Source organism: uncultured Mucilaginibacter sp. (genome assembly GCF_937859865.1).
GTDB lineage: Bacteria > Bacteroidota > Bacteroidia > Sphingobacteriales > Sphingobacteriaceae > Mucilaginibacter_A.
Map to the genome: position 1 here is coordinate 6,148 of NZ_CALMAT010000077.1, position 13,726 is coordinate 19,873.

Annotated in this window: 16 protein-coding genes and 1 pseudogene (1 of these 17 cut by a window edge); 12 read left to right on the forward strand and 5 right to left on the reverse strand. The window is 42.5% G+C overall.

Annotated features, from left to right (window positions below):
• Window positions 1-615 (reverse strand): annotated as a pseudogene (locus Q0192_RS08015) (NAD(P)/FAD-dependent oxidoreductase); it reaches 863 nt to the left of the window's first position.
• Window positions 616-1,001: 386 nt separating this feature from the next.
• Between Q0192_RS08015 and Q0192_RS08020 the strand changes: the two are divergent.
• The gene (locus Q0192_RS08020; RefSeq protein WP_299288667.1) at window positions 1,002-1,352 is read left to right on the forward strand and encodes a hypothetical protein; all 351 of its coding nucleotides are present in this window, start codon (window positions 1,002-1,004) and stop codon (window positions 1,350-1,352) included.
• Window positions 1,353-1,372: 20 nt separating this feature from the next.
• Here Q0192_RS08020 and Q0192_RS08025 read toward each other — a convergent pair whose 3' ends face one another.
• Both Q0192_RS08025 and Q0192_RS08030 read right to left on the reverse strand, forming a co-directional pair.
• Window positions 1,373-1,996: a hypothetical protein gene (locus tag Q0192_RS08025; RefSeq protein ID WP_299288670.1), complete on the reverse strand. Its 624-nt coding sequence runs from the start codon at window positions 1,994-1,996 to the stop codon at window positions 1,373-1,375.
• A 101-nt stretch (window positions 1,997-2,097) separates the two neighbouring features.
• The gene (locus Q0192_RS08030) at window positions 2,098-2,718 is read right to left on the reverse strand and encodes an NUDIX hydrolase (protein WP_299288672.1); all 621 of its coding nucleotides are present in this window, start codon (window positions 2,716-2,718) and stop codon (window positions 2,098-2,100) included.
• A gap of 103 nt (window positions 2,719-2,821) precedes the next feature.
• Here Q0192_RS08030 and Q0192_RS08035 point away from each other — a divergent pair, with 103 nt between their 5' ends.
• From Q0192_RS08035 to Q0192_RS08050, 4 genes are all read left to right on the forward strand, one after another.
• Complete coding sequence (locus tag Q0192_RS08035) at window positions 2,822-3,475, forward strand: YceH family protein (protein WP_299288675.1); 654 nt, start codon at window positions 2,822-2,824, stop codon at window positions 3,473-3,475.
• Between the two features lie 75 nt (window positions 3,476-3,550).
• The gene (locus Q0192_RS08040; protein ID WP_299288678.1) at window positions 3,551-3,769 is read left to right on the forward strand and encodes a DUF2683 family protein; all 219 of its coding nucleotides are present in this window, start codon (window positions 3,551-3,553) and stop codon (window positions 3,767-3,769) included.
• 83 nt (window positions 3,770-3,852) lie between these two features.
• On the forward strand, window positions 3,853-4,023 hold the full coding sequence (locus Q0192_RS08045; protein WP_299288681.1) for a Txe/YoeB family addiction module toxin: 171 nt from the start codon (window positions 3,853-3,855) through the stop codon (window positions 4,021-4,023).
• Between the two features lie 65 nt (window positions 4,024-4,088).
• Window positions 4,089-4,823, forward strand: coding sequence for a DUF3891 family protein (locus tag Q0192_RS08050; protein WP_299288684.1), 735 nt, complete (start codon window positions 4,089-4,091; stop codon window positions 4,821-4,823).
• A gap of 25 nt (window positions 4,824-4,848) precedes the next feature.
• On the opposite strand, the gene Q0192_RS08055 is transcribed toward Q0192_RS08050, so the two are convergent.
• A complete protein-coding gene (locus Q0192_RS08055; protein WP_299288686.1) occupies window positions 4,849-5,562 on the reverse strand; it encodes a DUF92 domain-containing protein in 714 nt (237 codons plus the stop codon).
• A gap of 72 nt (window positions 5,563-5,634) precedes the next feature.
• Complete coding sequence (locus tag Q0192_RS08060) at window positions 5,635-6,597, reverse strand: zinc dependent phospholipase C family protein (RefSeq protein WP_299288689.1); 963 nt, start codon at window positions 6,595-6,597, stop codon at window positions 5,635-5,637.
• Between the two features lie 230 nt (window positions 6,598-6,827).
• Between Q0192_RS08060 and Q0192_RS08065 the strand changes: the two genes are divergently transcribed.
• The 7 genes from Q0192_RS08065 (at window position 6,828) to rny (ending at window position 13,685) form a co-directional block, all read left to right on the forward strand.
• A complete protein-coding gene (locus Q0192_RS08065) occupies window positions 6,828-7,529 on the forward strand; it encodes a DUF4397 domain-containing protein (RefSeq protein WP_299288692.1) in 702 nt (233 codons plus the stop codon).
• Between the two features lie 119 nt (window positions 7,530-7,648).
• Window positions 7,649-7,903: a 30S ribosomal protein S20 gene (rpsT, locus tag Q0192_RS08070; RefSeq protein ID WP_299288695.1), complete on the forward strand. Its 255-nt coding sequence runs from the start codon at window positions 7,649-7,651 to the stop codon at window positions 7,901-7,903.
• Window positions 7,904-8,006: 103 nt separating this feature from the next.
• Window positions 8,007-8,705 (forward strand): DNA repair protein RadC, encoded by a 699-nt coding sequence (gene radC, locus Q0192_RS08075; protein ID WP_299288698.1) that lies wholly within the window; start codon window positions 8,007-8,009, stop codon window positions 8,703-8,705.
• Between the two features lie 122 nt (window positions 8,706-8,827).
• Window positions 8,828-11,224 carry a phenylalanine--tRNA ligase subunit beta gene (gene pheT / locus Q0192_RS08080; protein WP_299288701.1) on the forward strand — a complete coding sequence of 799 codons (2,397 nt, stop codon included), beginning with the start codon at window positions 8,828-8,830 and terminating at the stop codon, window positions 11,222-11,224.
• Window positions 11,225-11,307: 83 nt separating this feature from the next.
• Complete coding sequence (locus Q0192_RS08085) at window positions 11,308-11,598, forward strand: hypothetical protein (RefSeq protein ID WP_299288704.1); 291 nt, start codon at window positions 11,308-11,310, stop codon at window positions 11,596-11,598.
• A gap of 21 nt (window positions 11,599-11,619) precedes the next feature.
• On the forward strand, window positions 11,620-11,913 hold the full coding sequence (locus tag Q0192_RS08090) for a cell division protein ZapA (protein ID WP_299288707.1): 294 nt from the start codon (window positions 11,620-11,622) through the stop codon (window positions 11,911-11,913).
• Between the two features lie 188 nt (window positions 11,914-12,101).
• The gene (gene rny, locus Q0192_RS08095; protein WP_299288710.1) at window positions 12,102-13,685 is read left to right on the forward strand and encodes a ribonuclease Y; all 1,584 of its coding nucleotides are present in this window, start codon (window positions 12,102-12,104) and stop codon (window positions 13,683-13,685) included.
• Window positions 13,686-13,726 lie beyond the last annotated feature (41 nt).

Sequence of the window (13,726 nt, forward strand, 5' to 3'; positions counted from 1 at the left end):
CAAAACCAGCGCAATGGCCGAAGTTGCCCAGTTTGACAATGGCTGGATGCCATGCGCCGCCATGCCGGCCCAAAGCCCGCGTGCTTCTTTTGTCCGTAGTTTTTTGGCAGTTTGCAAAGCAGAAGGCAGGGCATCCAAACCAAAACGGGCAAATTTAAAAGGGTTTTTGGGAAAGTGAAGCGGGCCTAACAGGTCAGGCGCCAGGGCAGGCCAGTTTTTTGCCAAGGGTTTGATGAGTTTGAGGTAAGCTTTGCAGTCTGCGCCCAGCTTGATGCCCGTTTGCTCCGGTGTGCCATACAAAGCGGCGGCCGTGCCATCATCAAAAGGGTGCGCTGCCGCAATTGGCGGGTTGATATATTTTAGGCCAAAATCGGCCAGTGGCAAAGTTTTAAAAAAAGGCGAACCCAAAGCAAGCGGGTGGATGGCCGAACAAATATCGTGTACAAAGCCAGGCAAAGTAACTTCGGCCGAACGCAAACCGCCACCAATTTGACCTTTCGCTTCCAGCAACAGCACCGAAAGCCCTTGCTGCTGCAATGCAATAGCGGCCGCCAAACCATTTGGCCCGGAACCAACAACGATGGCATCAAAATCAGTTTTGTTGCTTAAACCCATCTGCTTTTTTTAACACTGTTTTTTCTGATTCCTGTTTGTATGCAAAACACGGCACGGCTAATTTTTAAAGAAAATGTTACAATTGGCAAGAAAAAAGGATCAACAGGAATTGTAAACAAGAGTTTTGGATAAATTTTTATCGGCACAAGTTTTTTAAGTTTTACAAGGAAATTAACTTACGGACTTATCTTTTTAGCTGATTTTATTTTTAAAATAAAATTGAAACCAGTAAAAAAATACTTTCGCTTTTACTGCCGTTATTACGAAGTTTGGAGCAGCAGAAACAAAGACAGCATGCTTCTTTTATCATATAAAAATTAGTGTGGGCAAAGTGAAGAAACGGATTGAAAACGCTTCTTTCCGCTTCCCCAAAAAAATAAAAAACGATGAAACCAGGAGATAAAGTAATTTGCATTAACGCCACGATTGACCCGGAAAAAGCCGAAGAGATCCGCCAAGATTTTGAGATTTGGATTACGAAGGATAAGGAATATACCATCCGCGAAATTTTGGACAACAACGGCATTGTGCCCGGCCTTTTGCTGGACGAGGTGTACAATTTCCCTAAATATTTTAAACTGTTGGGCCGCTACCAGGAACCTGCGTTTGCCATCTGGCGTTTCCGAAAACTGAGTTATGCCACCCAAACAGAAGCCGTAGAAGAAGAACACGAACTGGTAGAAGTAGGCCGCGAGACAAAAAAACAAACTGAAAAAGAAAAAGGCACTGGCCGCTAAGTTTTTGGTTGATGCTTCTTTTACCGGTCTTTTTTTGGTTTGATCAAGCCTTCCGTCAGGTTTTTCCATTGCTGGTTGGATAAACCTAAAATAGAACCAACGGCAACCGCGACGTGGCGAACCGTGTCCCACAAACCCGAAGTTTGCGTGTTCGGCACTTCGTTTCGGCCATGCACTTCGGCACTTACCGTGTTGCCTTTGCGCTTTACCACAAACGTACTGGTGGCATCATCGGTGTAAAAATGAGCGGTGTCCGGTTTTGGGTTTTGGGGATCGGAAGTTGGACGGACACGGATTGAAATGATCTCAATATCAGCATGTTCGTCCTGCTCGTCTTGGATATTTTCCACCTGCACCCAATCATCGCCATTGCCGCTTTCCGGTCCGGGCGCGGGCAAACTGATGCGGAAACAATCGCCTTTTTGCACCGGCCGGTCAACTTCTTGTCCGTTGCTGTCCGTTAATTGAAAGGAAGATGAAAAGCCGTTTGCAATTTCCCCCCAATGGGAAACATCGAGCAGCCTTTTTTTGGCCAACCTAAAAAGCTGCTGTGCTTCTTCGCGGCTGTTCAGCGTAGTTTCTTGTTGCGTATCTATTTGGTTGCCAGTTTGCTGTTGCGGAATGTTTTTATCTTCGATGGACATAAAGCTTTTATTAACGAAACATTAAAAACCGGATGCGGTTTGTTTAAACCGGATTGGGTGTGATGCTTCTTTTACCCTATAAAAATTGTGTTGAGGTTAGGTTAATCCATCATTGCTTCTTTCTGCGGATCGGCAAGATATTCAAACATCAGGTTGATTTGTGCTGGAAGCACGCGGTCTTCCGACAAACCTGGAATCGAATTTTGATCGAAAAAGCTCACGTCCATAATATCAAAAGCTCTGGTTTTTTCGCCATTAATAATTTCACATTGGATAAAAATTTTATAAACATAATCCGGTTGCGGCGGGTGCGGATGGCAGCGTTTATCAAAAATAGCCAGCAATTTTACAGGTTTTACGTTGAACCCGGTTTCCTCCAATGCTTCTTTTACCGCTATTTCTTTTGGCGAAAAGCCAATATCTGCCCAGCCGCCAGGCAGCGACCATTTGCCGTCGGCCTTTTCGCGTACCAGCAATAACTGTTTTTGATCGTTAAAAATCACAGCCCGAATATCAACTTTGGGCGTAATGTATTCTTTTTTTGTGTTGAAATACGCACTGATTTCTGCCAGCGGCTGCCCGGAAACCTGCTGCATCATCTCTAAACTGATCTGCTCCAGTTCGTGATAGCGCTCCCGGTCGTACTCGTTATTGGCATAAGTTAAACCCAAGTGCGCCATAGCTTTTAACCGTTTGGCATAATCTAAAGTTGATGAAGTCATGGCCTGTTTTTCAGTGTTTAAATATAGGTTGTTATGGTTTACGATGCTTCTTTTATCGGCATAAAATTAGTATTGCTTTATGTTGATGGTATATATTTGCCAAATGGATTCAGCAATTACAATTCCCGTATTATCAGCCGAAGAACTGCGCGTTTTAGGCGCGTTGATGGAGAAAAGCAAAACCACGCCCGATTATTACCCGATGACGCTGAACAGTTTAACCATCGCCTGCAACCAAAAATCTTCGAGAAAACCGGTGGTAGATTATGATGAAGGAACGGTGGTGGAAGCGTTAAATTCGCTCAAGAAAAAAGGTTTGATTTCTACGGCAACCGGTGGCTCGATACGCGCCGTAAAATACAAACACAATTTTGCCATTGTTTTTCCGGTTGTGCCGGCCGAAGTGGCCATCATTTGTTTGTTAATTTTACGCGGACCGTTAACGCCTGGCGAATTGAACAGCAATTCCGGCAGGTTGTATGAGTTTGAATCGTTGGAGGAAGTACAAGCGGTTTTAGAAAAACTTGCCAAACCCGAAATGCAATTTGTACAGCAACTGCCGCGCCGCAGCGGGCAAAAAGAAGTGCGTTACGCCCATTTATTAGGCGGAGAAGTGGTGCTGGAGGAAGAAGAACTGCCGCAGGAACCGGCACGAAGATCAGTAAACGAACTGGAAGCGCGGGTTGCTAAATTAGAGCAGGATTATTTGGTGCTAAAAGAAGCATTTGATAAGTTGATGAAGGAATTGATGGGTTGAGGAAAGTAGTGGGTTTTGGTATTTTGCAAGCATTTTTACTTGGAGAAACCTTTCATACAACCTATATTTGATACTATGGCAACTATAACCATACATACTGCAACTTCTGACCAGGAAACGGCTATCCGTGTTTTTTTAGACGCTTTACACGTAGAGTATAAAAGTGATGAGACAGATGATACCGAATACCTGCTCTCTTCATTGGCAAATGCAGATTATTTAAAAAAGTCTATTGAGCAAAGCAGGAGGGGTGAAGTAAGAAAGCTGAATTTGGACGATATATGCAAACCGTAAATTTTACGGCAGAAGCTTTAATTGATTTAGCCTATTGGCAAAAAAGCGGAAATGCAATTATCTTAAAACGGATCCGCCAATAGTTGGCAGCTATCCGGGAAAGCCCTTATACTGGTATTGGTAAACCGGAAGCATTAAAGCATCAATTATTCGGTTACTGGTCTCGCCGGATCAATCAGGAACACTGGTTGGTTTATGAAGTTGAACAGGGAATAATCACTGTTATTTCTTTGCGTTATCATTATCCTCAATAATTACCATAGTTGTTCTCCAAACCAAAACCTAATTTAATTAATTTTAGTTAGGTTGAAGAAAAACCATGATCGTAAACTACACCGAAACCGGCTGGGAAATTATTTTACAACGTGCACATGGCAATTTAGCTGCACAAATTGCAGCGCATTGGAAAAAACAGGAACGGCCGCAACGCTGGACGGAAACGCTTTTAGCTATTGGCGAACATGATGACGCGCAAACCGAACTGGAACAGCATGATTTAATAACTGAAAACGGCGGCCCGGTAAACTTTAAAATGAAAACTTTCGAGCTGGCGCGTTGCCGGCAAATGATTGATTTCAGTTTGAGCAAAAGCCGTTACATCGCGCTGCTTACTTCCATGCACATCAATTTTTTGCACATAAAAGAAGCACAGACAAATCCAGAAGCAAAAGCATTTTTGGCAGAACAGGAAACGCTGCGGACTGAATGGCGAAAAGCGCTCAATATTACTTTGGAAGAAGCCGAAAAAACTTACGCTTTGCTGGAATGGGCGGACGCTTTTTCGTTGTTGGTTTGCCAGCGACAATACCAGCCGGAGCAAAGAAGCGTGGAAATCGGCAGTGGACCGCATCAGCAAGCGCATCAATTAATTCAGTTAAATGAAAAAACATTAACCGTAAAACCCTGGCCTTTTGAGGAAGAAGAGTTTATGGTCCAGTACGATTTGCGTTTATTATCACAATTAAGTTTTGTAGATAACGAAGCGTTTAAACAAGGTTTGCTTGCTGCGGAAGTGCAGGAAAATGTTTGGGTAATTAGGAAGGAAAAAGCGTGAACAACTCAAATTGCTACCACTAATTTTATGCCGATAAAAACAGCATCATAGAAACCAAAGCCGCAACAACCGTATTTAAAAAGTTAACGGCATTATTCCCCAAATAACCTTTTCGCTCCAAAGTTGCACCGAGGACGGAATCTGCCAAGTTTCCAACCGTCCCGGCAATGATGATCCACCAAAAATTTAAATTCCAGCCAAAGCTTAGCGCATAAACTGTAGCGATAATTACGCTTGCAGCAAATCCGCAAAGCGTTCCTTCCAAACTGATTACGCCGTCCAAACCGCGCTGGTCTGGTTTTAGGCTGATGATGTTGTAAAAGTGCCTGCCGTAAACCGTTCCCAACTCCGAAGAAACGGTATCCGCAGCGGCCGAAGCCAAACTTGCGGCCATCATCAACCGAAGCACACCAATTTTTGCTGGGTAAAAGAAGCATAGCAAACCCATCAATCCGGCCATGCCTACATTGGCCAGCACTTGTCCGGCTGTACGCTGGCCTTGGTTTTTTTCGGCTATAAATAATGCTTCTTTTACCATACTTTTTTGTGCGGTGGCTACGGTGGCCATCAAAAAAAGTACGGCTGCCATTAAAATACCAAAATAGCCTGCTCCTAAATACAAACAAACGCCTAAAATAGCAGCAGTTAAAGCAGCGGGAAGGGTGAGTTTATGGGATTTTACGCTGAGAACAACACCAGTTAACAGGATAATCGGCAAAAAATAATCAGCAGTTTGCATAAACTAAAGGTAGGTTTTTGATTGGCGGTTGTCGGACAAATTCGTAGCGTTGCCAACACAACAATTTCCGGTTTACAAATCTTCCCTGCCCAAAATCCTGCCGTTTTGGAAACGGTATTCTTCCAGCTTTTCTTTCATTTTTTCTTCTTCCGATAATTCCCGTTTCGCCATGCCTTTCAAATTTGGCTGCCCGGCATCTACCCAAGCCGAAAACCAATAACTACCAACGGCAAGGATAGAGGCACGCATTTGTTTTTCTACCATTCCTTTCAACAAATCGTGGTAGGCAGTGGCATAAGGTTCGGAGTAATTTCTAACGATTTTATTGTTGTTTCGGACGAAAGTATATTTCTGGTCGGCCCGAAAATTTTGAAGTTTTTTTTCCATCAGCAAAACAGAATCCAAAGATTGATAAGAATGGCGGCAAATTTTCCAGGCAAACTTCAACGGGTCATCAATGTAAACCGCTTTTCCAACAAAATAATTATAACGGCCGGAAAAAAGTTCAGGCAATCGCGATTCCCAAAAAGCATGGATGCCAATTTGGTTGGTCAGTTGTCCGTTGTAGTTGCTCGTCATATGTAACGGGACATGTGCATCGGCAACATAATGGCCCAGATCGGCAGAATATTTTAGGATTTTGATGGAATCGCGGTCTTTAAAAGCCTGCACCAAACGGTAATAATTGCGCTGGATCGTCCAGGGAACGGTACCGTTTTTGTTCAAAGTTCGGGCCGAATATTTTTCCACCGCCGAGTTCCATTGTTCAGGAATGCTGTCAAAAGGGGCTTTGCCATAACGGTCGGCATCTAAAAAATGGCGCGCGCCTTCTAACGAATCGGTGTAACGGCGTTTATCCGGGTCAACCGCGTGTTCTGTTAAATAAGCCAGGTTGTTTTTGTAAAAGCCAACCATGCCTTTCGGCAAAATAAACACGGCCGAATGGTTAATGGTTTTGTGGCCGAAGAAACCCCAACTGCAACACAAAACAAGTAACAAAGCCGACAGGCAAAACAAGCTAACCTTGTTTTTCATAAAGAAATTAGTTTAAAATCTGGTAAAAGGTGCGGATGGAAAGTTTAAAAGTCTAAAAAAAGTATGATAAAAACAGTATCAATTTCTTAAAAATTAAATTATTGAATTCAAGGTGTTTAGAATTTAAACTAATGAATTGTAGCAGGTTGCTGGTTTTATATTGAAAGAAAAAGGACAACTTTGCGTTTAGGGTTCAATTTAAACGATCAAAAATTTTTAACAGTTAATTTATGCGCATTCAAATTTTATTTAACCGGGTTTGTTGTTTTGCTGTTTTAATCATGGCTTTTGCCGCGGTTTCTTCCTGCAAAAAAAGCACCAGTACGGCCACCACTTCTGTACAAGCCATCAACGCCAGCCCGGATGCCGGAACGGTCAATCTCTTCCTATCGGGCAATTTAAAAACTACTGCGCCGGTGGCATACGGCAACTCTTCCGGTTATTTTTCTACCATTGCCGGCAACCAAACGGGTGAGGTTAAAGCCGCTGCTTCGGGCACAACTTTGGCCACTTTTCCGGTAAGTTTGGGCGCAAATGCCTATTATTCGGTTTTTGTAACGGGGCAAACTTCTACCAATAATGTAACTGCTTTTTATGCCCAGGATAAGCTGGATGTGCCATCACCGGGAAAAGCAAAAATTCGTTTTGTACATGCCGTTGCCGATGTGCCAAGTGTTGATTTGATGCTAAACACAAACACTGTTTTTTCTGCACTTGCTTATACGGTAGTGAGTGATTATGTTGAAGTTGCTGCCGGCACTTACAGTATCCGTGCTACTTTCAAGGTTCCCGGAGGCACCGGCATTGGTGTTACAACCGCATTTAACCAAACTTTTAACAATGCTAAAATTTATACCGTTGTGTTTAAAGGCGCAAAAGGGGCAACATCGGATGCTTTAAAGTTAGGTTTGGGCGTAATGCTTAACAATTAAATTTGAAAAAAGTACCGATAAAAACAGCATCGCTATAATTTTATTAAAATAGGCTTTGATTTATTGGGATATCGCGCTATATTTGCAACCTTAAATAAAAAAAGAATAGTCGCTGAACAATGGCAAATCATAAATCCGCAATCAAACGAGTAAAAGCTAACGCAACAAAGCGTTTGCGCAACAGATATCAGGCTAAAACAACCCGTAACGCAATTAAAAGATTAAGAGGCACAATGGTAAAAACAGAAGCTATTGAATTGTTGCCGAGGGTAATTTCGATGTTAGACCGTTTGGCCAAGAAAAATGTGATCCACAAGAACAAAGCTTCCAATAACAAATCAAAACTGACCAAATTTGTGAATGCTTTGGCATAAGCAACAACAATTTTTATACGATAAAAAGAGCATCTGATTATTCAGGTGCTCTTTTTTTGTTCATATATTTTCTTAATAGTTAAAATTATTCCATTTTTAGCAAATGGAAAATTACGAAGCCAAAATCAGCATTAAATCTTGGGCAGAAGAAGACCGGCCGCGTGAAAAACTGTTGGCGCAAGGCCGAAGGGTTTTAAGCGATGCCGAACTGATTGCCATTTTAATTGGTTCTGGCAGCCCGAACGAATCGGCTGTTGATTTAAGCAAACGTATTTTGCTGCATTATGCCGGTGATTTAAACTCGCTTGGAAAAGGTTCTGTCAACGATCTTTCCAAATTCAAAGGTATCGGCGAAGCCAAAGCCATTACCATTATTGCTGCTTTGGAACTGGGCCGAAGGCGAAAGGAAACCGAACACCAAACCACCGAAAAAATTGGCAGCAGCAAAGATGTTTTCCATTTGATGCACCGCTATTTTGCCGATCTGAACCACGAAGAATTTTGGATCATCCTGCTCAACCGCGCCAATAAAGTACTTTCCCGGCATTTAATTAGCAAAGGCGGACAGGCAGGAACCGTGGCCGATCCGAAAATAATCTTTCAAACCGCAATTGAAAACCATGCCGCTTCAATCATCCTCGCCCACAACCATCCTTCAGGCAATTTAAAACCAAGCCAGGCTGATCTCGATTTGACCAAAAAACTGCACGCCGCAAGTGCTTTGTTAGATTTGGCCATTCCCGATCATTTGATTTTTACGGATAAGCATTATTTCAGTTTTGCGGATGAAGGGTTGATGTGATTTAGTTGATGGGTTATTGGTGATAGTTCATAGACAGGGCCCTGAACCCTGAACCATAATCCATGAACCAATCGCATTTTCAATGCTTTTTCTATCTTTGTGCCTTTTCGTTCCTATCAAGCATGAAGATTTCGTACAACTGGCTTAAACAATATATCAACATTACCCAAACACCCGAAGAAATTTCGCAAATTTTAACAGGCATTGGATTGGAAGTAGAATCGCTGGAAAAAGTACTGGCCGTGCCGGGCGGGTTGGAAGGTTTGGTAATTGGCTACGTAAAAGAATGTGTGCAACATCCAAACGCCGATCGGTTGCGGGTTACCAAAGTTGATGCAGGCGGCCAGGAACTACAAATTGTTTGTGGCGCCATTAACGTGGCAGCCGGGCAAAAAGTAGTGGTGGCAACTGTCGGCACAACCGTTTATCCAACTGCTGGAGAGCCTTTTAAGATCAATAAATCAAAAATCAGAGGAGAAGTTTCGGAAGGAATGATTTGTGCCGAAGACGAGATCGGACTTGGAACAGACCATGCCGGGATTATGGTTTTGGATGAAAATGCCGAAATCGGATCACCGGCAAAAGCCTATTTTAAGCTGGAAGATGATTACGTTTTTGAGATCGGTCTAACGCCAAACCGTGCCGATGCCGCTTCGCATTTGGGTACGGCGCGGGAGATTGCAGCTTATCTCAAAACAAAAATAGAGCTGCCGGATAATGCTTCTTTTACCGTGCAAAATTTGGTGTTGCCCATTGCGGTTGAAGTTGAAGATCCAAAAGCTTGTCCGCGTTATTCCAGCCTGACAATTTCCGGAATCGAAGTAAAAGATTCGCCGGATTGGCTGAAGCAAAAGTTGAGTGTAATTGGCGTTCGCCCGATCAATAATATTGTTGATGTTACCAATTATGTGTTGCACGGTTTGGGCCAGCCAATGCACGCTTTTGATGCTGATACAATCAAAGGAAATAAGGTAATCGTTAAAACCTGTGCCGAAGGAACGGTTTTTAAAACGTTGGATGGCGTGGAACGAGATTTATCCGCAGATGATTTGATGATTTGCAATGCCGAAGAACCGATGACGATTGCCGGCGTTTTTGGCGGGATCAATTCCGGCGTTACCCATCAAACCAAAAATATTTTTCTGGAAAGTGCTTATTTTGATGCGGTTTCTGTCCGTAAAACAGCTAAACGGCACGGCTTAAAAACAGATGCTTCTTTTCGTTACGAACGCGGAACTGATCCTGGCATCACCGTTTTTGCTTTAAAATATGCTGCAGTTTTAATTCAGCAGTTGGCTGGCGGAACGGTTTCTTCCGAAGTTTCTGATTTGTATCCGGCGCCTGTTGCTTTTTTTATCGTGCAAATTTTGTACAAAAATGTGCATCGTTTAATTGGAAAAGTAATAAGTGTTGAGGAAATCAAATCAATCCTCACGGCTTTAGACATCAAAATTACGGCCGAAACTGAAGATGGGCTTTCGCTTGAAGTTCCGCCGTATCGGGTTGATGTAACGCGGGAAGTGGATGTGATCGAAGAAATTTTGAGGATTTACGGTTATAATAATGTGGAGATTCCAAGTCAAATCCGTGCTTCGTTAAACAACGCTGCAAAACCGGACAAAGATGTGGTGCAAAACCAATTGGCCGATCTGCTTTCTGCAAATGGTTTTAACGAGATTTTGTGCAATTCGCTTACCAAATCTGCTTATTCGGATAACTTGGAAACGGCCGTTAAAATTTTAAACCCGTTAAGCAGTGATTTAGATGTGATGCGGCAAACGCTTTTGTATTCGGGTTTGGAAGTGATCGCTTACAACCAGAACCGGAAATATCCGAATTTGAAGCTTTACGAATTTGGGAAAATTTATCACCAGTATCAGGAAAAATTTTCCGAACAACATCGTTTGTCCCTGTTTTTAAGCGGAAGCGATCAACCGGAACAATGGAACCAAAAAGAAAAACTGGTTAACTTTTATCAGGTAAAAGCAGTAGTGGATGCTTTGCTGAAACGTGCAGGCGTAAACAATTTGGTTGTAGAAGAAGCCGAATCACATTTACTGGATTATAGTTTAAGCTACAAATCAGGCAGCAAAACTTTGGTAACTTTTGGCGCTGTCGCGAAAAAGGAATTGAAAAAAGCAGACGTAAACCAGCCCGTATTTTTTGTAGATTTTGATTTTGATTTATTGCTGAAACAGATCGGCAGAAATAAAATTGTGTTTCAGGATATTCCGAAATTCCCGTCGGTAAAAAGGGATTTGTCGTTGTTGATTGATGAGCAGATCACCTTTAATCAGTTGAAACAAATTGCTTTAAAAGCCGACCGGAAGCTGATCAAAGAAGTGAACGTGTTTGATGTTTACAAAGGCGATAAACTTCCCGAAGGAAAAAAATCTTACGCATTAAACTTCGTTTTGCTGGACGAAGAGAAAACGCTGACCGATAAAGCGATTGACGCGGTGATGCAAAAAGTAGCTTTTAACCTGCAAAAAGAAGCAGGCGCCGAAGTGCGGAAGTAAGGCGATCAAATTGGTGCCGCTTAAATTGCGGATTGTAAACAACTAATATTAACTTTAAACCCTAAACCTGTTACAATTTTAAAATGTCTGTAGTAGCCGAACAATTGGTTAAAGTTGTTGAAAAAACAGAGCGCTTGATTGAACTTTGTGCGGCTTTGCAGGAAGAAAATGAATTGCTGAAATCAGAAAATTTAGCGTTAAATACGTCGCTGGCGGACGGTCGCGAAAAAAACAAAGAGCTGGAAGAGAAGCTTCGTGTATTGAAGCTGGCCAAAAGTTTTTCGGAGACGAACGAAAAAAGTCTTGATATCAAGCAAAAAATTAACGAATTTGTGCGGGAAATTGATAAGTGCATTGTGTTGTTAAAAAAATGACAACTTAAAGAAACGGATTTCATGGGAGATATTTCCATCAAAATAAATATTGCAGACCGTGTTTACCCTTTAAAAGTGAACATGGAAGAAGAGGAAGTGATTAGAAGGGCAGCCAAACTGATAAACGACCGCATAAAAGAATACCAGGAAAATTATGCGGTAAAAGATAAACAGGATTTGCTTTCGATGTGTGTTTTGCATTATGCAACAACCTCGTTGAAAGCAGAAAAAAAGGTGATGGTAGAAGATACAGAAGTTACCGAAAAAGTTTATCAGTTGGATCGTTTGCTGTCGGATTTCTTTTCGAACGCCTAATTTATACCGATAAAAGAAGTATTGGCTTTGCCGTTTTAGATTTAAGTTTTCAATTTTTGTAATGCTTTAATTTACTGGTTTGCGAGGCTTAATGCTTCTTTTACCCAGTAATTTTAGGGGCATGGCAGGCACAAAACTTAAATTTAACAACGGCTTTTTTATTTATATACCTTAATAACTGTTTAAAAATGAATGTACTATATATTGTAATCGGGTTATTGCTGGGCACCGGCCTCGGCATTGTAATTGGCCGCTACTTGTTGCGTAAATTGTTTACCAGCCAGGAAGCGGCGGCGCAAACCAAAGTAAAAAAGATTTTAAAAGACGCAGAAAACAACGCCGAGATTTTAAAAAAGAACAAACTTTTAGAAGCCAAAGAAAAGTTTTTACAATTGAAAGCCGAACACGAGCAGGAAGTAAACACAAAGAACAATACCATCAACCAGCGCGAAAACTCGCTGAAGCAAAAAGAGCAATCTTTAAACCAAAAGATGGAAAATGCTAGCCGCCGCGATCAGGAAGTAGAGAATACCCGAAAAAACTTAGAAAAACAAACGGAAGCGGCTATCAAAAAACAGGAAGAAGCCGCGAAAAAACAGGAAGAAGTGGAGCAGCTTAAATTGCAGCATGTGCAACAATTGGAAGCTATTGCGGGGCTTTCGGCAGAAGAAGCTAAAAACCAACTGGTTGATAATCTGCGTGAAGAAGCGCGTACCAAAGCGATGAGCCAGATCAAGGATATTGTTGACGAGGCAAAATTAACGGCATCAAAAGAAGCAAAGAAAATTGTGATCCAAACGATCCAGCGTACGGCGACAGAAAGTGCGATTGAAAACACAGTTTCGATTTTTAACATTGAGAATGACGAGATAAAAGGCCGGATCATTGGCCGTGAAGGCCGCAATATCCGTGCTTTGGAAGCGGCAACCGGTATCGAAATTATTGTGGACGATACTCCGGAAGCGATTATTTTATCAGGTTTTGATCCCGTGCGGCGGGAAATTGCACGTTTGGCGATGCACCGTTTGGTAACTGATGGACGTATCCATCCAGCTCGGATTGAAGAAGTGGTTGCCAAAACACGCAAGCAAATTGAAGAAGAAATTGTAGAAATTGGCGAACGGACAGTGATTGATTTGGGTATTAATGGCTTACATCCGGAGTTGATCCGGATGGTTGGGCGGATGCGCTACCGTTCTTCTTACGGCCAAAACCTGTTGCAGCACTCGCGCGAAGTGGCCAATTTTTGCGCAACCATGGCAGCAGAATTGGGTTTGAATGTGAAAATGGCCAAACGTGCCGGTTTGCTGCATGATATTGGTAAAGTGCCTGATGACAACCCGGAACTGCCTCACGCTATTTTGGGGATGCAACTGGCCGAAAAATATAAAGAGAACCCGGAAGTTTGCAACGCCATTGGTGCGCACCACGATGAAATTGAAATGACTTCTATGATTTCGCCCATTATTCAGGCTTGCGATGCGATTTCTGGAGCACGGCCTGGCGCAAGGCGCGAAGTGGTTGAAAGCTACATTAAGCGTTTGAAAGATTTGGAGCAATTGGCGATGTCGTACCCCGGTGTAGAAAAAACTTTTGCGATACAGGCCGGCCGCGAATTGCGCGTAGTTGTTGAAAGCGAAAAAATAACGGATGCACAATCCGAAGTTTTGGCGGCTGATATTTCTAACCGCATTCAAACGGAAATGACTTATCCCGGCCAGATCAAAGTAACCGTAATCCGCGAAACAAGATCGGTTGCTTTTGCCAAATAAATGCCGGTAAAAGAAGTATTGATGCAAATTGACAATGCTTC

What these genes read in the sequence shown, in the direction of transcription:
- Q0192_RS08030 (WP_299288672.1), bottom strand. Translation starts at nt 2,718, where the DNA reads ATGACTTCATCAACTTTAGATTATGCCAAACGGTTAAAAGCTATGGCG.
- Q0192_RS08085 (WP_299288704.1), top strand. Translation starts at nt 11,308, where the DNA reads ATGTCTGTAGTAGCCGAACAATTGGTTAAAGTTGTTGAAAAAACAGAG.
- rpsT (WP_299288695.1), top strand. Translation starts at nt 7,649, where the DNA reads ATGGCAAATCATAAATCCGCAATCAAACGAGTAAAAGCTAACGCAACA.
- Q0192_RS08065 (WP_299288692.1), top strand. Translation starts at nt 6,828, where the DNA reads ATGCGCATTCAAATTTTATTTAACCGGGTTTGTTGTTTTGCTGTTTTA.
- Q0192_RS08090 (WP_299288707.1), top strand. Translation starts at nt 11,620, where the DNA reads ATGGGAGATATTTCCATCAAAATAAATATTGCAGACCGTGTTTACCCT.
- radC (WP_299288698.1), top strand. Translation starts at nt 8,007, where the DNA reads ATGGAAAATTACGAAGCCAAAATCAGCATTAAATCTTGGGCAGAAGAA.
- Q0192_RS08055 (WP_299288686.1), bottom strand. Translation starts at nt 5,562, where the DNA reads ATGCAAACTGCTGATTATTTTTTGCCGATTATCCTGTTAACTGGTGTT.
- Q0192_RS08060 (WP_299288689.1), bottom strand. Translation starts at nt 6,597, where the DNA reads ATGAAAAACAAGGTTAGCTTGTTTTGCCTGTCGGCTTTGTTACTTGTT.
- Q0192_RS08050 (WP_299288684.1), top strand. Translation starts at nt 4,089, where the DNA reads ATGATCGTAAACTACACCGAAACCGGCTGGGAAATTATTTTACAACGT.
- rny (WP_299288710.1), top strand. Translation starts at nt 12,102, where the DNA reads ATGAATGTACTATATATTGTAATCGGGTTATTGCTGGGCACCGGCCTC.
- Q0192_RS08020 (WP_299288667.1), top strand. Translation starts at nt 1,002, where the DNA reads ATGAAACCAGGAGATAAAGTAATTTGCATTAACGCCACGATTGACCCG.
- Q0192_RS08035 (WP_299288675.1), top strand. Translation starts at nt 2,822, where the DNA reads ATGGATTCAGCAATTACAATTCCCGTATTATCAGCCGAAGAACTGCGC.
- pheT (WP_299288701.1), top strand. Translation starts at nt 8,828, where the DNA reads ATGAAGATTTCGTACAACTGGCTTAAACAATATATCAACATTACCCAA.
- Q0192_RS08025 (WP_299288670.1), bottom strand. Translation starts at nt 1,996, where the DNA reads ATGTCCATCGAAGATAAAAACATTCCGCAACAGCAAACTGGCAACCAA.
- Q0192_RS08040 (WP_299288678.1), top strand. Translation starts at nt 3,551, where the DNA reads ATGGCAACTATAACCATACATACTGCAACTTCTGACCAGGAAACGGCT.